18 protein-coding genes are annotated in these 23,322 nt (G+C 64.7%); 13 read left to right on the plus strand and 5 right to left on the minus strand.

The genetic code is table 11. From position 1 onward, the window contains the following. The first annotated feature begins 244 nt into the window (after window positions 1–244). The 5 genes from H9627_RS03005 (at window position 245) to H9627_RS03025 (ending at window position 5,792) form a co-directional block, all read left to right on the plus strand. Window positions 245–1,876, plus strand: coding sequence for an acyl-CoA carboxylase subunit beta (locus tag H9627_RS03005; RefSeq protein ID WP_191732560.1), 1,632 nt, complete (start codon window positions 245–247; stop codon window positions 1,874–1,876). A gap of 475 nt (window positions 1,877–2,351) precedes the next feature. After that, window positions 2,352–3,965 (plus strand): acyl-CoA carboxylase subunit beta, encoded by a 1,614-nt coding sequence (locus H9627_RS03010; protein ID WP_191732561.1) that lies wholly within the window; start codon window positions 2,352–2,354, stop codon window positions 3,963–3,965. A gap of 65 nt (window positions 3,966–4,030) precedes the next feature. Continuing rightward, window positions 4,031–4,270 (plus strand): acyl-CoA carboxylase subunit epsilon, encoded by a 240-nt coding sequence (locus H9627_RS03015; RefSeq protein ID WP_191732562.1) that lies wholly within the window; start codon window positions 4,031–4,033, stop codon window positions 4,268–4,270. A gap of 80 nt (window positions 4,271–4,350) precedes the next feature. After that, the gene (locus tag H9627_RS03020; RefSeq protein WP_191732563.1) at window positions 4,351–4,944 is read left to right on the plus strand and encodes a Maf family protein; all 594 of its coding nucleotides are present in this window, start codon (window positions 4,351–4,353) and stop codon (window positions 4,942–4,944) included. After that, window positions 4,944–5,792, plus strand: a complete 849-nt coding sequence (locus tag H9627_RS03025; protein WP_191732564.1) for an endonuclease/exonuclease/phosphatase family protein — start codon at window positions 4,944–4,946, stop codon at window positions 5,790–5,792. The genes H9627_RS03020 and H9627_RS03025 overlap by 1 nt, the downstream gene beginning before the upstream one ends. On the opposite strand, the gene H9627_RS03030 is transcribed toward H9627_RS03025, so the two are convergent. After that, window positions 5,789–7,900 (minus strand): acyltransferase family protein, encoded by a 2,112-nt coding sequence (locus H9627_RS03030; protein ID WP_006769585.1) that lies wholly within the window; start codon window positions 7,898–7,900, stop codon window positions 5,789–5,791. The genes H9627_RS03025 and H9627_RS03030 overlap by 4 nt on opposite strands. Window positions 7,901–7,973: 73 nt before the next feature. Here H9627_RS03030 and H9627_RS03035 point away from each other — a divergent pair, with 73 nt between their 5' ends. Both H9627_RS03035 and H9627_RS03040 read left to right on the plus strand, forming a co-directional pair. Beyond that, window positions 7,974–8,390 carry a DUF3151 domain-containing protein gene (locus H9627_RS03035; RefSeq protein ID WP_006769588.1) on the plus strand — a complete coding sequence of 139 codons (417 nt, stop codon included), beginning with the start codon at window positions 7,974–7,976 and terminating at the stop codon, window positions 8,388–8,390. 145 nt (window positions 8,391–8,535) lie between these two features. Then, window positions 8,536–9,744, plus strand: a complete 1,209-nt coding sequence (locus tag H9627_RS03040) for an acetyl-CoA C-acetyltransferase (RefSeq protein WP_191732565.1) — start codon at window positions 8,536–8,538, stop codon at window positions 9,742–9,744. 60 nt (window positions 9,745–9,804) lie between these two features. On the opposite strand, the gene H9627_RS03045 is transcribed toward H9627_RS03040, so the two are convergent. Beyond that, a complete protein-coding gene (locus tag H9627_RS03045) occupies window positions 9,805–10,905 on the minus strand; it encodes an MFS transporter (RefSeq protein WP_191732566.1) in 1,101 nt (366 codons plus the stop codon). Between the two features lie 40 nt (window positions 10,906–10,945). Then, window positions 10,946–12,208 carry an acyl-CoA dehydrogenase family protein gene (locus H9627_RS03050; RefSeq protein WP_006769591.1) on the minus strand — a complete coding sequence of 421 codons (1,263 nt, stop codon included), beginning with the start codon at window positions 12,206–12,208 and terminating at the stop codon, window positions 10,946–10,948. A gap of 311 nt (window positions 12,209–12,519) precedes the next feature. On the opposite strand from H9627_RS03050, the gene H9627_RS03055 reads away from it, so the two are divergent. Both H9627_RS03055 and H9627_RS03060 read left to right on the plus strand, forming a co-directional pair. Then, window positions 12,520–13,701, plus strand: a complete 1,182-nt coding sequence (locus H9627_RS03055) for a TAXI family TRAP transporter solute-binding subunit (RefSeq protein ID WP_191732567.1) — start codon at window positions 12,520–12,522, stop codon at window positions 13,699–13,701. A gap of 17 nt (window positions 13,702–13,718) precedes the next feature. Next, window positions 13,719–15,872, plus strand: a complete 2,154-nt coding sequence (locus H9627_RS03060) for a TRAP transporter permease (RefSeq protein WP_191732568.1) — start codon at window positions 13,719–13,721, stop codon at window positions 15,870–15,872. Window positions 15,873–15,902: 30 nt separating this feature from the next. On the opposite strand, the gene H9627_RS03065 is transcribed toward H9627_RS03060, so the two are convergent. Then, complete coding sequence (locus H9627_RS03065) at window positions 15,903–16,841, minus strand: LysR substrate-binding domain-containing protein (protein WP_191732569.1); 939 nt, start codon at window positions 16,839–16,841, stop codon at window positions 15,903–15,905. A gap of 148 nt (window positions 16,842–16,989) precedes the next feature. On the opposite strand from H9627_RS03065, the gene H9627_RS03070 reads away from it, so the two are divergent. Genes H9627_RS03070 through H9627_RS03085 form a run of 4 tightly spaced genes read left to right on the plus strand, consistent with a single transcriptional unit; the run spans window position 16,990 to window position 22,180 of the window. Further along, on the plus strand, window positions 16,990–18,204 hold the full coding sequence (locus H9627_RS03070) for a CaiB/BaiF CoA transferase family protein (RefSeq protein ID WP_225213429.1): 1,215 nt from the start codon (window positions 16,990–16,992) through the stop codon (window positions 18,202–18,204). 7 nt (window positions 18,205–18,211) lie between these two features. Then, window positions 18,212–18,628, plus strand: a complete 417-nt coding sequence (locus H9627_RS03075) for an acyl-CoA thioesterase (RefSeq protein WP_006769597.1) — start codon at window positions 18,212–18,214, stop codon at window positions 18,626–18,628. 39 nt (window positions 18,629–18,667) lie between these two features. Beyond that, complete coding sequence (locus H9627_RS03080) at window positions 18,668–19,900, plus strand: acyl-CoA dehydrogenase family protein (protein WP_191732571.1); 1,233 nt, start codon at window positions 18,668–18,670, stop codon at window positions 19,898–19,900. 33 nt (window positions 19,901–19,933) lie between these two features. After that, window positions 19,934–22,180, plus strand: coding sequence for a 3-hydroxyacyl-CoA dehydrogenase/enoyl-CoA hydratase family protein (locus H9627_RS03085; RefSeq protein ID WP_191732572.1), 2,247 nt, complete (start codon window positions 19,934–19,936; stop codon window positions 22,178–22,180). A 63-nt stretch (window positions 22,181–22,243) separates the two neighbouring features. On the opposite strand, the gene H9627_RS03090 is transcribed toward H9627_RS03085, so the two are convergent. After that, window positions 22,244–23,305, minus strand: coding sequence for a Cj0069 family protein (locus tag H9627_RS03090; RefSeq protein ID WP_191732573.1), 1,062 nt, complete (start codon window positions 23,303–23,305; stop codon window positions 22,244–22,246). Window positions 23,306–23,322 lie beyond the last annotated feature (17 nt).

Below are 23,322 nucleotides of genomic sequence, written 5' to 3' on the forward strand. Positions count from 1 at the left end.
CCCGGGGTGGGGTGGATGCGCCCGCGGAACGGCAAGCGGAACGAGCCGCGGTGGGCGTCGGCACGCGTCGGTGCGCGACATCCGGCGACCCGCCGTGGCCCCTCCGACACGACATCACCCCGACACGGCGGAGAAAGTTTCATGCTGAAAAACTATCGCTGTGCAGGGAGGATCCAAAATGTGACCTATTTCACGGAGAAAAGATTGTGGACGATACCCCCGGGTACGGCTACCATTCCAAAACATGACCATTTCCTCACCTTTGATTGACGTCGCAAACCTGCCAGACATCAACACCACCGCCGGCAAGATCGCCGACCTGAAGGCCCGCCGGGCGGAAGCCCACTTCCCCATGGGTGAAAAGGCCGTAGAGAAGGTCCACGCGGCCAACCGCCTCACCGCGCGTGAACGACTTGATTACCTGCTCGATGAGGGCTCCTTCATCGAAACCGATCAGCTCGCCCGCCACCGCACCACCGCATTCGGCCTGGGCAACAAGCGCCCGGCCACCGACGGCATCGTCACCGGCTGGGGCACCATCGACGGCCGCGAGGTCTGTATCTTCTCCCAGGACGGCACCGTCTTCGGCGGCGCCCTCGGTGAGGTGTACGGCGAGAAGATGATCAAGATCATGGAGCTGGCCATCGACACCGGCCGCCCACTCATCGGCCTGTACGAGGGTGCAGGTGCCCGCATCCAGGACGGTGCGGTCTCCCTCGACTTCATCTCCCAGACCTTCTATCAGAACATCCAGGCCTCCGGTGTGATCCCGCAGATCTCCGTGATCATGGGCGCCTGCGCCGGCGGCAACGCCTACGGCCCCGCCCTGACCGACTTCGTGGTCATGGTGGACAAGACCTCCAAGATGTTCGTCACCGGCCCCGACGTGATCAAGACCGTCACCGGTGAGGAGATCACCCAGGAGGAGCTCGGCGGAGCAACCACCCACATGGTCACCGCCGGCAACTCCCACTACACCGCCGCCACCGATGAGGAGGCCCTCGACTGGGTCCAGGACCTCGTCTCCTTCCTGCCCTCCAACAACCGCACCTACGCCCCGGTTGAGGAGTTCGACGAGGAGGACGGCGGCATCGCCGAGAACATCACCGCCGATGACCTCAAGCTGGATGAGATCATCCCGGATTCCGCCACCGTGCCCTATGACGTGCGCGATGTCATCGAGTGCCTCACCGATGACGGTGAGTACCTGGAGATCCAGGCCGACCGCGCCGAGAACGTCGTCATCGCGTTCGGCCGCATCGAGGGCCAGTCCGTTGGTTTCGTCGCCAACCAGCCGACCCAGTTCGCCGGCTGCCTGGACATCGACTCCTCCGAGAAGGCTGCCCGCTTCATCCGCACCTGCGACGCCTTCAACATCCCGATCGTCATGCTTGTCGACGTCCCCGGCTTCCTCCCCGGCGCCGGCCAGGAGTACGGCGGCATCCTCCGTCGTGGCGCCAAGCTGCTCTACGCCTACGGTGAGGCCACCGTCCCGAAGATCACCGTGACCATGCGCAAGGCCTACGGTGGCGCGTACTGCGTCATGGGGTCCAAGGGCCTGGGCGCGGACATCAACCTCGCCTGGCCGACCGCGCAGATCGCCGTCATGGGTGCCGCCGGCGCCGTCCAGTTCATCTACCGCAAGGAGCTCATGGCCGCTGACGCCAAGGGCCTGGACACCGTCGCCCTGGCACAGTCCTTCGAGCGCGAGTACGAGGACCACATGCTCAACCCGTACCTCGCCGCCGAGCGTGGCCTCATCGACGCAGTGATCCTGCCGTCCGAGACCCGTGGCCAGATCACCCGCAACCTGCGTCTGCTCAAGCACAAGAACGTCTCCCGTCCCGCACGCAAGCACGGCAACATGCCGCTGTAAGCACCTGCGATCACCCGCACGCCCGCACCCCAGGCCACCCGCCGCATGGTGCGGGCGGTGTGTTTCCGGTGCTTGTCGACGCCCGGACACACCCCCTCAGGATGTGATCTGACCCGGCACCGACTCCCCTGGTTGAACCCTGCCACATACCCTGACCCACACCTGACCGGGGTCACTTTCCACCTCACGGGGGGAGGAGGTCACATGGGCCACACGCTGGGGTTATGTGAAAGTGTGGGCAGATCGACCGGGCAAATCTGGGAAATAAGGGGCATGGTGAACTAGCATTCCCCTTAGCGAATGGTGAGAATCGCGGACCCCGCGATATCCCAACCGGTCGTAAATTCATGTGCCGCCACAATCCCCTCACCAGGGGATTGGATGTAGCTCGATCTGCATCCAACGTGGCGGAATTCACCGTGAACAAGTCCCCGTATTACTCACGAACTCACACCAGGATTTAGACTAAGAAACCATGACTGCAGCAACGACAGCACCTGACCTGACCACCACCGCCGGCAAACTCGCGGATCTCCGCGCCCGCCTTTCCGAGGCCCAGGCCCCCATGGGCCAGGCTTCCGTGGAGAAGGTGCATGGCGCAGGTAAGAAGACCGCACGTGAGCGCATCGAGTACCTGCTCGACGAGGACTCCTTCGTGGAGGTCGACGCCCTCGCCCGCCACCGTTCCAAGAACTTCGGCCTGGACTCCAAGCGCCCGGTCACCGACGGTGTTGTCACCGGTTACGGCACCATCGATGGCCGCAAGGTCTGTGTCTTCTCCCAGGACGGCGCCGTCTTCGGCGGTGCCCTCGGTGAGGTCTACGGCGAGAAGATCGTCAAGATCATGGACCTGGCCATCAAGACCGGTGTTCCCCTCATTGGCATCAACGAGGGCGCCGGCGCCCGCATCCAGGAAGGCGTTGTCTCCCTGGGTCTGTACTCCCAGATCTTCTACCGCAACACCCAGGCCTCCGGTGTCATCCCGCAGATCTCCCTGATCATGGGCGCATGTGCCGGTGGCCACGTGTACTCCCCCGCCCTGACCGACTTCATCATCATGGTGGACAAGACCTCCAAGATGTTCATCACCGGCCCCGACGTGATCAAGACCGTCACCGGTGAGGAGGTCACCCAGGAGGAACTGGGTGGCGCGTACACCCACATGGCGCAGTCCGGCACCTCGCACTACACCGCGGCCGATGACTCCGACGCCCTCGACTGGGTCCGCGACCTGGTCAGCTACCTGCCGTCCAACAACCGCGCGGAGACCCCACGCCAGGACGCCGACATCATGGTGGGCTCCATCAAGGAGAACATCACCGAGACCGATCTCGAGCTGGATACCCTGATCCCGGATTCCCCGAACCAGCCGTACGACATGAAGGATGTCATCACCCGCCTCGTCGATGACGCCGAGTTCTTCGAGATCCAGGAGGGTTACGCCGAGAACATCCTCTGTGGCTTCGCCCGCATCGAGGGTCGTGCCGTGGGCATTGTGGCCAACCAGCCGATGCAGTTCGCCGGCTGCCTGGACATCAAGGCATCCGAGAAGGCCGCCCGCTTCATCCGCACCTGCGACGCCTTCAACATCCCGATCATCGAGCTTGTCGACGTCCCCGGCTTCCTGCCCGGCACCAACCAGGAGTTCGACGGCATCATCCGCCGTGGCGCGAAGCTGCTCTACGCCTACGCTGAGGCCACCGTCGGCAAGATCACCGTGATCACCCGCAAGTCCTACGGCGGTGCCTACTGCGTCATGGGCTCCAAGGACATGGGTGCAGACCTGGTCTTCGCATGGCCCACCGCGCAGATCGCCGTCATGGGTGCCTCCGGCGCCGTCGGCTTCATCTACCGCAAGGAGCTCAAGCAGGCTGCAGCAGCCGGCGAGGATGTCACCGCACTGATGAAGAAGTACGAGCAGGAGTACGAGGAGACCCTGGTCAACCCGTACATGGCTGCCGAGCGTGGCTACGTCGACGCCGTCATCCCACCATCCGAGACCCGCGGCCAGATCATCGAGGGTCTGCGCCTGCTCGACCGCAAGGTGGTCAACGTCCCGGCCAAGAAGCACGGTAACATCCCGCTGTAAACCGTCTTCCCCTCCGGCACCACGCCGGAGAAGGCTTTGTCCACAGATTTTCTTAAAGGAGAACCATGTCCGAAGAGACCACCCCCGAGGCACCACAGAAGCCCGTCCTCCAGGTGCTGTCAGGCAACCCGGATGACTCCCAGGTGGCCGCTCTGACCGTCCTGTTCGCGGGGTTGGCCTCCGCGGCTGCGGCCTCCGCTGACACCGTGGAGAAGGACCGCAACCGGTGGGGCAGCCTGGAGGAGCGTCTGCAGCGCCCGGCGACCTACAACCCGAGTGCCTTCCAGAACGTGAGCTTCTACTAGAGTCTCACCACCTAAAGACAAGGGACACCGTGATCCGATCAGGATCGCGGTGTCCTTTGTTGTGACTAGACTCTGTCCTCATGCAGATCGTCCTCGCCTCACAGTCCCCCTCCCGTCTCATGATCCTCCGGCAGGCCGGTGTGGAACCGGTGATCCACCCCGCCCACGTGGACGAGGACGCCATCATCGCACAGCTTGACGGCGCGGACCCTGACGAGATTGTCACCCGTCTGGCCCTGGCCAAGGCCCAGGCCATCGCCCCGGAACACCCCGGTGATGTGGTCATCGGTGGGGATTCCATGCTGCTCCTGGACGGCCAGCTGCAGGGCAAGCCCCACACCCCGGAGGCGACCATCGAGCGGTGGCGGCAGCAGCGTGGCCGGACCGCGCACCTGATCACCGGGCATGCAATCTGCCTGGGTGAGCGTCGCGTGGTGGAGGCATCACGCACCACGATCCACTTCGCCGACGCCAGCGACGCCGATATCGAGGCCTATGCCCGCTCCGGTGAACCCCTGCAGTGCGCCGGTGCGTTCACCCTGGAGGCCCTCGGTGGTTGGTTTATCGACGCCATCGAGGGTGATCCCTCATCCGTCATCGGTCTGTCACTGCCGGTGGTGCGCCGGGCACTCTACAGTTTCGGGCTCAACGCCAGCGACTTCTGGACGGAGTGATGCTGCGGGGGATCCTCACATCCATTGCAATCCTGTGGCTGCTCACCCCGGTCATCCCGTTCATCCACCCGGTCATGATCGCCATCCAGGCGGGTGCCTGGATGGCCGTGGTGGTGTTGGTTCTGCTCATCCTGCCCGGGTGGAGGACACGCCTGACCGCCGTGGTGGTGCTGCTGGCGTTTCTGGAAATACCCCACCTGCGTCCCGTGCCGGAATCCCCGGAGGGGGCCATCCGGGTGGCGGTGATGAACACCCAGTACCAGCGCACTGATCCGGATGAGTTGTCCGCCGAGATCACCGCGGTTGCCCCCGATGTTGTGGTGCTCGCGGAGACCACCCGCGATGAGGCCACCGCCGTGGCCTCGGCCACCGGGCTGACCATCACCGGTCCCCCGATCAAGACCGGTGGTTCCGGGGTGGCGGTCCTCATGCGGGAGGCGGCGACGGTGGGCCCGCAGCTGCGGGCCGGACTGCACCAGCTACCGGTCGTCGACAAGCAGGGGGTGACGGTGGTGGGTGTGCACACCGTCGCGCCGGTCAACGGGCGTCAGATCCAGCTGTGGACCCATGATTTCGAGCAGTTGCGCAGCGTGACGGAGGGGACCGCGCCGCTGATCATGGCCGGTGACTTCAACGCCGGTGTCCTCCACCCGACGTTCCGGTCGCTGGGGCTGCGTGACTGCGCACCCCGGACGCCCACGTGGCCGTCGTTCGCGGCGGTGCTCAGGATTGATCACATCCTGGTGCGTCCGGAGGCCAGCTGTGGTGCCTCGGGGGCGTTCCGGGTGTCCGGCACCGATCATGTGGGGGTGTGGGCGGATGTCATCCCCCGGTCTGACATCGCCTAGCGCAGGACCATCCTGATCTGCTCCCCCAGCAGCGGGGCCAGGGACAGGGCGTAGTCATCGGACATGTGGTTGCCGTCGCGGTAGACGTAGATATTGCCGATCACCGGGGGACAGAAATCATCGATACAGAACCAGTTGGAGGTGTCCACCGCGAGCATGCCCGGTCGGGCCCCCAGCTCGCCTGCGGCCGGATCCTGGGGCGCGTAGAACAGATCCCGTTCCAGCCCACAGGCACGCAGGTCACGCTCCTCGTCGTAGCACTGCGACACCATCCAGGGAGCGCCACCCTCCTGGATGAACCAGGGATTGTCCCGCAGCCCCAGGAAGGGGATGGCGCGATTCTCCAGGAAGTCCCACAGCGTGGGATAGGAGGCGGGGACCTCATCGATACCACTGCCCTTCTCCAGGAGGGGACGCGTGGAATTGGAGATCACCAGGTCGGGACGGACCTCATCGAGACGCTGGGCCACATTCTCGTTGAACCGGGCGCACTCATCGGAGAAGATCCCATCCAGGTCCTCGATGAAGGCCGGGCACGACTGACGCACCAGCGGGATGACCCGGAAACCGTGTTGCCTGCCCAGGGAATCCAGCGGGGCCATCCACTGCTCGGCGTGCGAGCCACCCACCAGGTAGACCTCGCGGTCGCCGGAGAGATCACCGAAGGTGCAGAAATCCGGGTCATAACGGTCCGGGGGCAGCTCATCGGGATCATCGCCGATCACCGACATGCAGCCCTTCGCCCACGCCGGGGAGACCGTATCTGCCAGGATATAGGGATCGGGTGCGGGTTCCGCGTCAGGTACCGGCACGCCGGCCAGTGCCATCGCACCGGGGTGGAGCCGCGGATCCAGGGTGGCGTCCTGGGATTCCAGGACACGGTTGTAGAAGATCTGTGGCGTGGTGGTCATGGAGGCGGCCACCACCACGATGGCCACACCCACCACCGCCCGCCAGCGGGCAGCCGGCACGGTGCGCAGCTGCTCCAGTGCCGCGGCGGTGCGGTGCTCCCGGAACACCGGACGCTTACCGCGCTGCTGGAGGGGCTTCTCCACATACTTATTGGTCAGCCACGCCAGCACCACCGACACCGCGATCACGGCCGTGCCGAAGAGGACATTCACCTCGTCGAGTTCGAAGAAGGCCAGGCCCACGATGAGCAACGGCCAGTGCCAGAGGTAGAGCGGGTAGGCGATATCCCCCAGCCACCGCATGAACGGTGAGGCCAGGAACACCGACACCCGCCCGTCACCGAGAATGATGAGGCAGGCACCGATCAGTGGGTACAGGGCCGGTGGGCCGGGGAAGGTCTGGGCACCGTCCATGATCAACCCGGTGGACAGCACCATGAACAGACCCACGAACCCGAGGATCTCCCGGGTGCGGGCGGACAGGATCACCCGGGGTGCGTAGAGGACAAACAGGGCACCCAGGCCGAGTTCCCAGAAGCGGGTGAAGGTGGAGTAGTAGTTGACGGGCTGGTCGATGAAGTGCCACAGCATCGCGGCAAAGAAGGACACGGAGGTCAACACCGCCAGCACCGGGGTGGCGAGCTGCATGGAGTTGAGTTCCGGGCGGTACCGCCTGATGAGCACGATCGCAATGCCGAGCGCGATGGCGAACAGGTAAAACTGGCCCTGCACCGACATCGACCACAGGTGCTGGAACGGGCTGACCGAGGCGGAGGCCGCCCCGTAATCCGCCCCCTGGCTGGCCAGTTCCCAGTTCTGCACATAGAACAGGCTGGCCACCACCTGGTTGGCCACGTGGATCCGCTGGAGGCTGGGCACAAACGCCAGGATCACCGCGAGGGTGACACCCAGGACGAGAACCAGGGCGGGCACCAGCCGGCGCAGGGTCCGCCAGAACGGCCACCACGGGTTGATGGAGGCGTTGTCACGGTCGGCGTAGCGCAGCTGGGATCCGAGGAAGAAATACCCGGACAGTAATAGGAACACATCCACGCCACCGGAGACGCGGCCCACGAAAACGTGGAAGATCACCACGAATGCAATGGCGATGCCACGGAGACCATCGAGATCGTACCGGTACGAGGAGCGGGGAACCCTGGGTAACGGTGCGGCCTTATGACGGACGTCCCTGATCACTCCACAACCTCTTCCTCTAACCTTCACAACTCATCGATCATCCCATACTCGGCAGAATAGCTAGTATGTGGGCATGGTTCAGATCAATGACATGCTCGCCCCACCGCCCGTGAAACTGCCCGAGGATCCCGCCCAGGGGGAGGATCCCACCCTCACCCAGACCGCGCTGCGGCACCCGGACAGCCCGCTCGTGTGGGCTGTGCGTGCCGAGGAGGCGATCGGTGCGGCCACCACCGACGAGGAGAAAATCACCGCGTATGCATTTGCGCGGACCGGTTACCACCGCAGCCTCGACCGTCTGCGCGCCAACGGGTGGAAGGGTTGGGGCCCGGTCCCCTACGCCCACGAACCCAACCGCGGCGTGCTGCGCGCGATCGCCTCGCTGGCCCGTGCGGCACAGCTGATCGGTGAAACCCCCGAATATGACCGCTGCCGCCAGATGCTCTCGGACGCCGATCCGGAGTCGGTGGCGGTCCTGCTGGACAACTAGCACGCTTGTCGACGCCCCACCGCCGCCCCTCCCGCACGTTCCGTGCGGGCTTTTTCCTTACGGGGTGGGTATCAATCGGAGACCGCGTTGATATCAATGTGACGGGCGCTACATCCTGACCCCCGGGGCGAATAGAGTCACTTTCATGACTACATCTTCCAAGACACCCAATGACCCATCCGACATCGTCATCCTCGGCGCCCGGCGAACACCCCAGGGGAAACTGCTCGGCCAGCTCTCCACACTGACCGCCACCCAGCTGGGTGGGCGTGCCATCGCTGCGGCACTGGAATCCGCCGGTGTCCGGCCCGATCAGGTGGACCAGGTGATCATGGGCCAGGTGGTGCAGTCGGATGCCGGACAGAACCCGGCGCGCCAGGCCGCCGTCGAGGCCGGTATCGGCCTGGATGTCCCAGCGGTGACGGTCAACAGCGTGTGCCTGTCGGGGCTGCGCGCCATCACCGACGCAGCACGTCTCCTCCGCCTCGGTGAGGCCGAGGTGGTGGTCGCCGGTGGGCAGGAGTCCATGTCCGGTGCCCCGCATCTGCTGCCCGGTGCCCGCCGGGGCGTGGCCTACGGATCCGTCACCGCGGTGGATTCCCTGGAGCGCGACGCACTCACCGATGCCTTCGATCAGCGGTCGATGGGTGTGAACACCGATGAGGGTAATGGTCAGTTCACCATCTCCCGTGAGCAGCAGGATGAGGTTGCCGCGTTATCGCATCAGCGTGCGGCCGCCGCCTGGGAGGAAGGGGCCTTCGATGCAGAGATCGCCCCGGTGGAGGTGACGGTGCGGAAGAAGGGCACCATCACCATCGACCGTGATGAGGGCATCCGTCCCGAGACCACCGTGGACACCCTCGCCGGTCTGCGCCCCGCCTTCACCCCGGATGGTTCCATCACCGCGGGCAACTCCTCCCCCATCTCCGATGGTGCGGCGGCCACCGTGCTGAGCACCCGGGCCTTCGCCGAGGCGCACGGTCTGGAACCACTGGCCACCATCGTGGGGTGGGCCAACACCGCGGGACCCGATACCCTCTTGCACGCCCAGCCCGCACGCGCCACCCGGGCGGTCCTGGAACGCGCAGGCTGGAGCACCGGGGACCTGGACTTCCTGGAGATCAACGAGGCCTTCGGTGCGGTGGCCGTGGAATCCCTGCGTGAGCTGGACTACCCCCTCGAGCGCACCAACATCCACGGTGGCGCCATCGCCCTTGGACATCCGGTGGGGACATCCGGTGCCCGCATCGTGGTGCATGCGGCGCATGAACTCGCCCGGCGTGGCGGGGGACGTGCCGCGGTGTCCATCTGCGGTGGCGGCGGCCAGGGTGATGCGCTTCTGCTCGCCCGCTGATCAACTACCTCCACACACCAGACCCCGCCCGTATGAGATACGGGCGGGGTCTGGTCGTCGTCACGCATCCACCGGCCGGGTGGAGACCTGGAGCAGGAGGATCACGGCGAGCACCAGCGCCGGGACCCAGAACGCCCAGGCGGACGAGGTGGTGTAGATCGGCAGCAGGATCAGCGGGGTGAGGGAGGAACCGTAGAAACGGAACGCCTGCACCGTGGAGATCAGGGAGGTCCCACCCGGGGACTGCAGCACCGACAGGTTGATGCTCATCTGCATGCCCTGCGCAGCCAGGGTGGTGATCGACCAGACCGCGGCGAGCAGGCCGACCGCGGGGGCGAGCGGGATGATGAGCAGCGCGATGGCGCCGACCACGATGCTGGTGAGCAGCACCGTCCGGGCACCCCACCGATCCGCCAGTCGTCCGATGCTGCGGGAGAACACGAAGGCGGCCAGACCGCCGCACATGATCACCGCTCCCCTGGCGGGGGCATCCAGACCGAAGGCGTCACCGGCCCACAGGGAGGTGATCACCCCCATCCCGATGAGACCGAACCCGATGCCCAGGCAGCTGATCATGTGGACGATCACCGGCCACCACCTGATCCGGGCATCACCGGCACCGGGGTGATCACCCGGCGGTGGGATGTCCGGGGTACGGATGATGAGCACCCACAGTGCGGCGAGGAAGACCACCAGGAACATGTTCTGCCACCCGACCAGTGTGGAGACACCTGCCACCAGCGGAGCCGACAGCATCCCCAGGGACTGCATGGCGGCGTAGGTGCCCAGGGCGGATCCGAGGCGGTCCGGTGGGATGATCTGGCGCAACATCACCTGCAGCACCGGCAGCGTGAAGGCATTCGAGATGCCCATGATGACATACCCCACCAGGAATAACCCCCACACCGGGGTGAGGATGCAGGTCAGGGCACCCAGCAGCGTCATCACATAGGCGGCGATGATCACCCGCGCGGGCCGCAGATTGCGCACCAGGCGGGTGGAGACGAGCATCACCGTGGCGAAGGGGACCAGATAGGCGGCCATGGTGAAAGCCGCCTGTTCCAGGGAGATATCAAAGGTCTCCGCCACATCGGGCAGGATCACCGCGATCGCCTGACCCGAGAACGGGCCGATGAAGCCACCGACATAGATGGCACTCATGCGTAGTTTGTTCACGGACCCACCCTGCCACACGGGGGTACTAACGGAACGCGCTCTCACCGGTGAGTTTCTGACCGATGATGAGTGTGTGGACCTCATCGGTGCCCTCATAGGTGCGCACGGACTCCAGGTTGTTGGCGTGGCGCAGCGGTGAGTAGTCCAGGGAGATGCCATTGCCACCGAGGATGGTGCGGGCCTCACGGCAGATCTCGATGGCGGTGCGGCAGTTGGCCAGCTTACCCACGGAGATCTGGTGGTTCTCCAGGGTGCCGGCATCATGGGCGCGACCCAGCTGGAGGGCCAGCAGCTGCCCCTTATTCAGCTCCACGGTCATATCGGCGAGTTTCTTCTGGGTGAGCTGGAAGCTGCTCAGCGGGCGGTCGAATTGCATGCGGGTGCTGGAGTACTCGATGGCAGCCTCGATGGAATCGCGGGCAGCGCCCAGTGCACCCCAGGCGATGCCGAAGCGGGCCTCATTCAGGCACATGAACGGCCCCTTCAGTCCCGGGTTCTTCGGCAGGATCGCATCCCCGTCCAGTCGCACATTGTCCATGTGGATCTCGCACTGGATGGAGGCACGCATGGACAGCTTCTGGGTGATGGCCTCCGCGTGGAAACCGTCGGTGCCGGTGGGGACGATGAAACCGCGCACCTTCTCACCATTGTCACTGCCTGGTCCGGCGAGCACGCCGGCGGCGCGGGCATCCTCATCGGAGACCTTGGCCCAGATGATGGCCACATCGGCGATGTTGGCCAGACCGATCCAGCGCTTCTCACCGTTGAGCACCCATTCACCGTTCTCCCAGGTAGCGCGGGTGCCCATGGAAGCCGGGTCGGAGCCCGCGGTGGGTTCGGTGAGTCCGAAGCATCCGATGATCTCACCCTTGGCCATCCCGGGCAGCCAGGTCTGCTTCTGCTCCTCGGAACCGTGCTTGGCGATGGCGGTCATGGCCAGGGACCCTTGGACGGAGACCACGGTGCGCAGACCGGAATCCCCGGCCTCGAGTTCCTGCATGGCGATGCCGTATTCCGTGGCGGTGCGCCCACCGCAGCCATAACCCTCGATGTGCATGCCGAAGAGGCCCTCCGCGGCCATCTCCGGGAGCAGCTCCCGTGGCAGGACCGCATTGTCGTACCACTCGGCGATGTTGGGGCGGATCCGGCGGTCGACGAACGCGGCGATCCGGTCGCGGACCTCGATTTCCCCCGGGGTGAGCAGGCCCTCAATGTTCATCAGGTCGGTGACGTGCTTGGGGGTGGTCGTGGTGGGTTTGGCGGTCTGGTCGGCGAGGTGCGTGGTCATGGAAAACTCCTTGCAGGCGGGATCGACTGTGGCATAAACGTCGATCAGGTAAATGTGTGCGTGTGATCACAAGATCAACACCAAATCCCGGCGGTTGCAACGGATTTGAGCCAGGAAAGTTGATTACCGCCATCAATGGTCCGCCATTGTTACCGGAACGGTATTAATTTGCCACACATATATCCCAAAACACATATCCCGACCAGAATGACCCGCATCACATATCATTCCGGGGTGACGCCTTCCATCCGGTAACCCCATCCACACATCTCAATCCTTTAGCCCACCAGCCACACCAGGAGAACCGACCGATGTCACACACAGTCTCTCGACGAAACTTCCTCAAGGGAATCGGAGCCCTCGGCATGCTCACCGTGCTCTCCAGCTGTGCCCGAACCCCGCAGCAGGCGGCAGCAGTAGGCGGAGGACTGCCGGCCATCTCGGTCTGGGCCACCTACCCCACCGGAACCGGCACCTACAATGACCTGGCGGCGCTGGCCAACATGGTCTCCGCCAACGGCGGTACCCGCGTCAGGCTCATGACCGACAACACCGGCATCGGCCGCCTCGGCCCCGTGATCAACGGCACCGCCCAGTACGGCCGTGTAGGCGATGAGTACTACTACGCCTTCGAGGGCAATGACGAATACACCTCGGAGAACTGGGGCCCCACCCCCATCCGCCTGGTCTGGACCCCGCCTGGAAACTACGGCATCCTCACCCGCAGGGATTCCGGCATTGAGACGGTGGCCGACATCAAGGGCAAGCGCTATCCCCGCCTGATCTCCTCCACCTCAATGAACCGCAAACTCGAAGTCGCCCTCGCCCTGGGCGGGCTCACCACCGATGACGTGGAGATGGTGGACATCGCCTACTCCGAACAGGCCGAGGCTATGAAGACCGGCCACCTGGATGTGATGTACCAGAACGTCGTCGGTGGCACCATCGAGGAACTGAACTCCCAGTATCCGATCCGCTGGCTCGACCTTAGCGGGGGCACTCCGGAGCAGTACAAGTTCTGGGAGGAGCTTTCCCCGATGTCGATCCCGGGGGAATTCCAGGACGGTGTGGGAATGAAGCCCGGTGAGAGCTGCGTGAACATGCGCTACTCCCTCCCGATCATCGCCCTGGAGGACCGCCCCAAGGACGAGGTCAAGGCCATCCTCGACCTGCTGCGCGACAACATCGACAATCACCTCACCGACACCCCGGACATGGATAATTTCACACCTGACAGCGTGATGCTGGTTCCCATGACCGTGCCCTTCCACGAGGGGTCAATCGAATTCTTCAAGGAGATCGGCCGATGGACACCGGGACTCCAGCGCCGGCAGGATGCCCTGCTTGAACGGGAGAAGGCCATGCAGAAGCAATGGCCGATCTTCTGGAAGGAAAACCGTGACAAGGACAACGCCCGGGAGCTCTGGGTCGAATGGAAACGCGAGAACCTCCCCGCCCTGCCCGAAGTCACCGACGTAGAGACAACCACCTAAGGCCTTAAGGAACGATCATGACCATCAGCATCAATGAGGACACGACCAACTCCTCCACCACAGTGGCACCCATAACAATGGCAACTGAACCCTCCCCCGGAACCACCACCGACAAACTCATCGTCGCCCCCGACAAGCCGAATCCCCGGCTGACCACCTTCTGGAAATCAGTGGTGGTCGCCCTGGCGGTGCTGGGCATCGGAGGGACCATGAATCAGGTCTTCTTCTGGGAACTCTTCGGGCTCAATCTTCCCACCAACTCCTTCCTGTTCCTTATCTCCGCCTGTTTCCTGCCGATCATCTTCATCGTCTACCCCGCCCGGAAATCCTCCGCCGACACCAACAAGGTGGGAGTCCCCTGGTACGACGTCCTCCTGGGGGTGTTGTTCATCGGTGCCGCACTCTGGCTCAGTTCCAGCGGCCCGGAGATCTCCGAGTACGGATGGACGATGATCGCCCCGGTCACCGCCCAGGTGCTCAGCGTGTTCTACTGGGTGGCCGTCCTGGAGATCCTGCGCCGGTGCGCCGGTCCCATCGTCGCCGGTCTCGCGCTGGCTGTGTCCATCTACCCGATGTTCGCCGACATCATCCCCATCGGTTTCCTGCAGGGCATCTCCTATGACCCGGTCACCCTGGCCCAGGTGCATGTCATGGGCACCGAATCCATCCACGGGCTCCCCCTGCAGACCGCGGCCACCATCCTCGTCGGTTTCATGCTCTTCGGTGTGACCCTCCAGCACACCGGCGGTGCGGAGTTCTTCAATGATCTTTCCCGCGCCATCTTCGGCAGATACCGTGGTGGTTCCGCCAAGGTCTCGGTGGCCAGTTCCGCATCGATGGGTATGATGTCCGGTTCCGCGGTCTCCAACGTGTTGACCACGGGCCCCATGACCATACCCGCGATGATCCGATCCGGTTTCACGCCGAAGACTGCCGGCGCGATCGAGGCCACCGCCTCCTCCGGTGGTTCCATCACCCCACCGATCATGGGTACCGCGGCCTTCCTCATGGTGTCTTTTCTGGGCATCCCGTATACCGAGATCATCATCGCCGCGACAATCCCTGCGGCACTGTACTTCATAGGCATCTTCCTGCAGGTGGACGGTTACGCCGCCCTCCGCAACCTCCATGGTGAGGACAGGAAGCTGCTGCCCCGCGTCAGCCAGGCCCTGCGTGACGGGTGGCCCTATGTGATCGCCCTGGGCATCCTCACCGGCATGCTGCTGACCATGCCGTCCGAGGCCCAGGTGCCCTTCTATATCGTGGCCCTGCTGCTCGGCATCGCACTGGTGCGCCCATCCGTCAAGTTCGGGTTCAAGGAACTGTTCGAGATGATGCTGGATGCCGGCAAGTCACTGGGTCAGATCATCGCCATCATTGCCGGTGTGGGGCTGATCCTGGGTGGTCTCTCCTCCACCGGCGTGGCCCTCTCCCTGTCCCGCGACCTACTGATGCTGGTGGGCGGAAACCTCATCCTCCTGCTCATCGCCGCAGCCGTGGCCTGCTTCATCCTCGGCATGGGCCTGACCATCTCTGCGGCGTATGTCTTCCTGGCCATCGTCATGGTCCCGGCCATCATCGCCATGGATGTCAACCCCATCGCAGCCCATCTGTTCATCATCTACTGGGCATCCATCTCTTACATCACGCCCCCGGTGGGACTGGCCGCCTTCGCTGCGGCGGGCATCTCCAAGGCCTCACCGATGGCCACCAGTTTCGAGGCCATGCGCTTCGGTGCCGTGAAATATGTTGTCCCGTTCGGTTTCGTCCTCAACCCCGCACTGGTCGCCCAGGATTCCCTGCCGAACATCATCACGTCCGGACTGGCCTCCATCGTCGCGGTGTTCGCGATCTCCGCAACTTTCTCCGGCTACCTCCAGTTCATCGAGGCACGGGTGAACCTCGTCCTCCGGGTTGCCCTCGGTATCGGTGGTTTCATGGTATTCCTGCCGCAGTGGTCGATCACCCTGTCCGGTCTGGCCATCATCGTGGCGGTCGCCGTGCTGGCACTGGTGTTGAAACGACGTCACCGGGCACACACCTCCGCCGAGGATGCCGTGCTCAACCGGGTGGACACCACCCCGATGACCCCGGTCGTCGCATCCGATCAGGTAACCCCCACCATCACCCCAACCCCCACCACCGAAAACTACCCCGACAACAGGGGTTGATCACCTGACCGGCATCCCCGACGCTGATCGTCAGCGCGGGGATGCGGTGGATGATCCGGCCTTCCCATCCGGGGAGGCGAACGCAGCGAAGGTCCGGCGCGCAGTCTCGAGAACAGACTGCAGCGCCGGATTCGTGTTTGAGCGGTCCCAGATCAGGCGGACATCCAGATGTTTGTTCGTGGCCACGATGGGCAGGAAGGTCACGTTCTCCCCCTGGACATAGTTGCGCACCGAGTCCAGGGTGAGGGTGCAGCCCATCTCCGCTCCCACGAGGACCATGAGGGTGGAGGAATCCGGGGCGGTGTAGATCACGTTGGGGATGAAGCCTGCCGACATGCTCAGGGAACTCATCCGGCTATACAGGGCTGAGCCGAAACCACTGGGCAGCACGATCCAGTCCTCGCCGGCCAGTTCGCGGAAGGACACCTCGGAGCGGTCGGCCAACCGGTGGGTGGAGGGCACGGCCACGAGCAGTTCCTCGACCCCGACCACGAGCGAGTCGATCTCGGTGGGCAGGAAATCCCAGCGGCCGATTACCGCATCGAGGGTGCCGTCGAGCACCCGCTGTAGCCCGACGTGGGCGAACTGGGAGGATTCGAGTTCAAGGGTGATCCGGGGGCATTCCTTCTTCACGCGGCGGACCAGGTCGCCGAGGCTCTGGTGAACGGAGGCGCCGGCGAAGCCGAGTTTCACCACCCCGATCTCGCCGTGGACGGCCTCGTGGACGGTGCGTCGGGCGGCCTCGGAGGCGTCGACAAGCTTTTTGGCGGGTTCGACCAGGGCGGCGCCGGCGGCGGTGAGTTCGACGCTGCGGGTGCTGCGGATGAACAGTTCAGCCTTGAGGCTCTGCTCCAGTTTCTTGATGATCCGGCTCAGCGGCGGCTGGGCGATGCGGAGCCGGTCGGCGGCGCGCCCGAAGTGGAGTTCCTCCGCCACCGCGAGGAATGCCCTCGCCTGTTCAACCTCCACGCTAAAACCCCTCCCACCTGCATGAATACACCCAGATGATTATGTACTAACAAGTATCAATGACCCTAGCATTAAGTATTGGACAGCGCGCAATGTCAATGCTTTTATGAGTCATGTCACTAAAAGATAAATGGAAGAGGTCCATCACATGACAATCCAGGACAGGCCCGTCCACACCGGGCACGGCCCCCTCGAGGGCATAGTCGTTGCAGACTTCTCCCGCGTGCTCGCCGGACCCTATGGCACCATGCTGCTCGCGGATCTGGGCGCCACCGTGATCAAGGTGGAGGCCCCCAACGGCGATGACACCCGCGCCTGGGTCCCCCCGGCGCGCGACGGGGTGGGCACCTACTACCTCTCGGTCAACCGCAACAAGGATTCGGTGGTGCTGGATCTGAAGAACCCGGCGGACCTCGAGACCGCCTATGACATCATCGACCGCGCCGATGTCTTCGTGGAGAATTTCAAGCCGGGCGGTCTGGCCCAGTACGGCCTGGATCCGGAGTCCGTCGCGCGTCGCTGGCCGCACCTGGTGCATGCCTCCATCACCGGTTTCGGCCTTGAGGGCGGCGCCCACATGCCGGGTTATGACCTGCTGGTCCAGGCGATGTCCGGTCTCATGCACGTCACCGGCAGCCAACACGGTCCCCCGCAGCGCACGGGTGTGGCCATTTTCGATGTGGTCACCGGTATGCACGCCGTCATCGGCATCCTCGCCGCGCTGCGTGAGCGCACGGTCTCCGGACTGGGCCAGCACATCGTGCTTGATCTGCTGTCGTCTGCCCAGTCCAGCCTGGTCAACCAGTCCACCGGATACGCCGCATGTGGTAACGAACCGATGCGCATGGGCAATGAGCACCCCAGCCTCTACCCGTATGGCCCGTTCATGGCCTCCGACCGCGAGGTGGTCATCTGCGTGGGCAATGACTCCCAGTTCACCCGCCTGGTGACGCTGCTGGGTCTGCCTGAGCTGGCCGATGATCCCCGGTATTCCACCATGCGGGGCCGCAATCTCAACCGCACCACCCTGGAACCGTTGATCACGCAGGCGCTGGCCTCCCGGACCGCCGATGAGTGGTTCGAGGCCTTCCAGTCCATCAATGTCCCCTCCGCCCCCATTCTCACCGTCGGGGAGGGTGTGCGCTTCGCCCAGAAACTCGGGCTGGAGACCGTCGTGGAGGTCGGTGACGGTGAGGCAGCGGTCCCCCTGATCAAGAACCCGATCTCCTTCAGCCGCAGCGAGGTGAGCTACCACAAGGCCCCGCCGGCACTGGATCAGGACGGGGAGGCGGTGCGCACCTGGCTGGCCAACACCGCCCCCACCACCGCCGCCGCAGTCCGTCTCTCCCGAGTGGAGGTGTAACACCAACATGTCCCGTGCACCCGCCAACTGTTTCAGCACCGACCTCGATGTGCGCTGGTCCGATCAGGACCTCAACGGTCATGTCAATAACGCCCAGGTGATCACCCTCGTCGAGGAGGCCCGGGTCCGCGCCGTCCTGTCGTGGTCCGGCACCTCCCCGTCCGCCACCACCCCGCGGGTGGTGCGCGCCGTGAACACGCTTTACGACGAAGAACTCAGCTACGGCACAGTCACCGCCCGCGTGTGGATCTCCCGCCTGGGCACCACCTCCTACACCGTCTGCCATGAACTGGTCCAGAATGACCGGCCCTGCGTGTACAGCGAGGCCGTCATCGTCGTCCTCGACCCGGAGACCCGCACACCGACCCCGATCTCGCCTGAGCTGCGTGCCCAGCTCGAACAGCAACAACCCGCCTACCTCTAGCTACCCCGAGAATCCCACCCCCACAACCGGAGAATAATCATGAGCGCACCGACCCTGTCCCCTGCCACCGTTCCATCTGTCACCGAGCACCCCGACTTCCTACTCCTGGATTCGGACCTGTCCGCCGAGGACATCGCCCTGCGTGACCGCATCCGCGCCTTCGGGCAGGAACATATCCTGCCCATCATCAATGAGTACTGGGAGCGTGCCGAGTTCCCCATGGAGGTCCTGGAACCACTGGCGGACCTGGGCATTGTGGGCACGTTCATCCAGGGCTACGGGTGCCCCGGTCTGTCGCGTCAGGCCGCCGGGATCGTCGCCCGTGAACTGGGGCGTATCGACGGTTCGGTGAACACCTTCTTCGGTGTCCACTCCAACCTGGGCATGGGTGCGATCTACACCCTGGGTAATGAGGAGCAGCGCCAGCGGTGGCTGCCGGACATGGCGAAGCTGAAGAAGATCGGTGCCTTCGCCCTGACCGAACCCAACCACGGTTCCGATTCGGTGGCACTGGAGACCTCCGCCCGGCGCGAGGGTGACCACTGGGTGCTCAACGGACACAAGCGCTGGATCGGCAACGGACATGCCGCCGATGTCATCGTGGTCTTCGCCCGCGATGAGGCCGACGGCAACGTCAAGGCCTTCGTGGTGGAGAAGAACGAGGACGGCACCTACCCGGAGGGTTACCAGCCGGAGGTGATCACCGGAAAGGTGGGCAAGCGTGCCATCCTGCAGGGCGACATCGTCATTGACAACCTGCGGGTACCTGTGGAGAACCGCCTGGAGAACTGCGAGTCCTTCGCCGGGGTGAACCGGGTACTCTCCGCCACCCGCGGTGGGGCGTCCTGGGAGGCCGTCGGCCACGGGATGGCAGCCTTCGAGCTGGCCTCCCAGTATGCGCTGAGCCGGGAGCAGTTCGGTGCCCCCATCGCCGGGTACCAGCTGGTGCAGGAGAAACTGGCCACCATGCTCTCCGATGTCACCCAGATGCAGCTGCTGTGCACCCGCATGGCCCAGCTGCAGGAACGCGGTGAGTTCACCGGGTCCATGGCCGCCATGATCAAGATGGTCACCTCCCGCAAGGCGCTGGCCGCCTGCCGCGAGGCCCGTGACATGTTCGGTGGCAACGGTCTGCTCCTGGAAAACCACATCGCCCGGCACCTGACCGACATGGAGGTGGTGTCCACCTACGAGGGCACCGATTCCATCCAGGCCCTGCTGGTCGGCCGGGAGATCACCGGCATCTCCGCATTCACCACCAAGAAGCGATAAACACCCGCCCCTTTGGTACCGAAAGGACACATCATGACTTCCCAGATCAACCAGGCCGTGGTCATCGGCGCAGGCTCCATGGGCGCGGGTATCGCCACCCTGCTGGCCAACGCCGGCATCACCGTCACACTCCTCGACCGGCACTCCGGTGATCCGGAGGACCCCAACCGCCTGGCGGAGAGCGGTCTGGAACGCCAGATCCAGCGCGGGGCCTTCTACCGCCCCGAGTTCTCCTCCCGCATCCAGACCGGCAACATCGTCGATGACACCGCAGCCCTGACCCGGGCCGACTGGATCATCGAGGCCGTCTTCGAGGACCTCACGGTCAAACACGACACCTTCCGCCTCATCGAGGAGCACCGCTCCCCCGGTTCCCTGGTCTCCTCCAACACCTCCACCATCCCCCTGGCCCAGCTGACCGAGGTCATGGGCACCCCGATGCGCCTGGATTTCGCCATCGTGCACTTCTTCAACCCGCCCACCACGATGCGGTTGGTGGAACTGGTCACCGGCCCCGACACCACCCCGAAGACCGCCACCGACCTGACCCGGATCATCGAACAGCAGCTGGGCAAGGTGGTGCTGCACTGCCGCGACACCCCGGGATTCATCGCCAACCGCATCGGCAACCTGTGGATGGCCGCCGGTGCCCGGCACGCCCTGGACAACAACATCCCCATCGAGCTGGCCGACGCCCTGTTCGGTCGTCCCTTCGGGGTGCCCCGCACCGGTATCTTCGGACTTTTCGACTACATCGGACTCCAGCTCGTACCCGGCATCTGGGGTGGCCTGACCACCGCCCTGCCCGCCGATGATGCCTACCACCGCTTCACCATCACCGACCACCCCCTGTTCACCGGGCTGCTGGAACGCGGATGGACCGGGCGCACCGGCCCCTCCGGGTTCTACCGGGGCCGCGACGAGGTGGTCACCCCGGGCTTCGACTACCGCAACGCCATCTCCTTCCCCGACCCCGCCCTGGAACAGCGCACCGCAGCGGGAGTCATCGCCACCGACAGCCCCGGTGGCCGCTTCGCCCGGGATACCTTCCTCACGCTGCTGACATACTGCTGTGACACCGCCGCGGAGATCGCCGGAACCGTGGAGGAGATCGACCTGGCCATGCAGCTGGGTTACGGCTGGAAGAAGGGCCCGTTCGCGCTGGCCGATGACATCGGGCTGGACACCCTCCGGGAGCTGCTGGAGACCCAGGGCACCGATCGCGTTCCAGCCCTGCTCACCACCGCGATTGACCGCGGTGGCTTCTATCCCGCAGCCGGCACCACCCTCACCACCGACGGCGAACCGGTTGCCACCCGGACACGCGAGGGCGTGCTCACCGCAGCACAGCTGAAGGAACAGGGCACGGTCATCTTCTCCACCGAGGGTGGAACCGTCACGCTCCTGGAGGACGGTGTCGCACTCCTCGACCTGGCCACCCCGTTGAACTCCTGTACCCGGGAGGCCCTCGAGCTCATCGCCATGACCGGCAGGGAGGGTGCCGCCCGCGGTATCCGGGCCCTGGTCATCGGCAATGACGAGGCCCGCGCCTTCTGCGCCGGTGCCGACCTGTCCACCCTGGCCAAGGCCGCCGCCGACGGCGATGCCCACACCGCGGCAGACCTGTTCCGCATCGGCCGGGAATCCTTCGAGACCCTCCTGCACGCGGAGTTCCCCGTGGTGGCCGCGGTCCGTGGTGTGGCACTCGGCGGTGGCGCCGAACTGCTCCTGCACTGCGATGCCGCGGTCCTCCACGCCGACAGCCGCATCGGTTTCCCCGAGCGCACCGTGGGGCTGATCCCCGCCTGGGGTGGCACCGCCCGCACCATCGACCGCCTCACCAGGGCCGGCAAACCCAACCCGGTGAATCAGGCTTTCCAGCTGTTCATGGATGCCCAGCCGTTCCCCTCCGCGTTTGAGGCCCGCCACTTCGGTCTCCTGCAGCACGACGATCCGATCATCATGTCCACCGACCACGTCCTGGCGGAGGCTGTCCGGATGGCACGGGATCTCATGGACGACTATCAGCCGGCACCCGAGGCCCGCATCACCCTCGCCGCGCCGGGGACACTGACCACACCGGCCGGGGACTTCACCGACAATGACCTGATCATCGCCGAGGCGCTGAAGAATCTGCTGACCTCACCCGAGCGGGAGACCCTCACCGCGGAGGAACTGGGTTCCAGGGAGGCGACCACCGCCGGCGAGGTGATCATCCTGCCGTCGAATGTGGCCCGCACCGCCCACATGGCCAAGGCCAGGAAGCCGCTGCGGAACTGACCATCACCCCCGGCGCGCGGGTTCATCCCGCGCGCCGGGGGTGATGCGTCGACAAGCACCCGACTACCCGGCGTGCGCGGCCTCGATGCGCTGGATGGCCTCGCGGGCGACCAGCTGCTGGATCCCCATGTCCAGCTCGGAGGTGAAACCGACACAGGAGCAGTTGATCTCACCGAGGACATAGGTGTCGGAGCCGTCGGGGGCGGTGTCGAGCATGAAGTCGGCGGTCCAGATCAGCGGGATGTTATCGCCGCCGAGTTTCTCCGCGATGACCGGACGCGCGGCGGCGAACATGTCGATGAGGTCCTGCCAGTCCTCCGGCCGGTCATAGGTGTAGTGCGCCCCGGAGAAGAGGGTCGCGGAGAAGTTGTCCTCGCCCTCGGCCGGCTTCTTGTGCACCACGAACACCGGGTGCGGGCCGACCAGCAGGATGCGGATCTCGCCCTCGACGATGCGGGGCATGAACCGCATGTCCACCAGCATGCCGTTGTCACCGACGATGTACTGGTCACAGAAATCCATGAATTCGCCCAGCTGGCGGATCTCGGTGTGGTTGTCCACCGCCTCGGTGCATTTGATCTCGGTGTCCAGCGGCAGCGCGGTACCCGGTTCGATGGAGGCCGCCAGTTTCTTGTCACGCAGCTGCACCCGCCAGATGCCGGATCCGGTGGAACCGCGGTTCTGCTTGAGCACCCGCTCGCCGTAGGACAGCGAGGTCGGGAACGTGGCGTGGAAGGTCTCCACATCGTAGTAGGCGTGGGTGTCGGTGGGCACCAGGTCGGTCGATGACAGCTTCACCAGTGCATCCTTGGCACCGTAGGCCATCATCTCCTCCGGGGTGGACATGCCCACCAGGCCGGCCTCCGACAGACGGGTGAGCAGATCGAAATACCCACGCTCACCGCCCGGGATATTGCCCGGATTCACCCGCGAGATATAGCCGTCGAAGGCGCCGGTGACGTAGTCGAAGATGTCCTCGGTCCACTCGGGCCGGTAGTAGACCACCTCGGCGCTCCACCCCTGTTCGGTGATGGAGTTGATGATCGGCATGGTGTCCCTGCGGTGGCCGTCGAGGTACTTGTCGGAGCCGCCTTCGACCTCAAAAACAACGATGCTCTTGAACATGGTGGTGGATGTCACTT

The sequence above is a fragment of the Corynebacterium gallinarum genome, assembly GCF_014837045.1.
Lineage (GTDB): Bacteria > Actinomycetota > Actinomycetes > Mycobacteriales > Mycobacteriaceae > Corynebacterium > Corynebacterium gallinarum.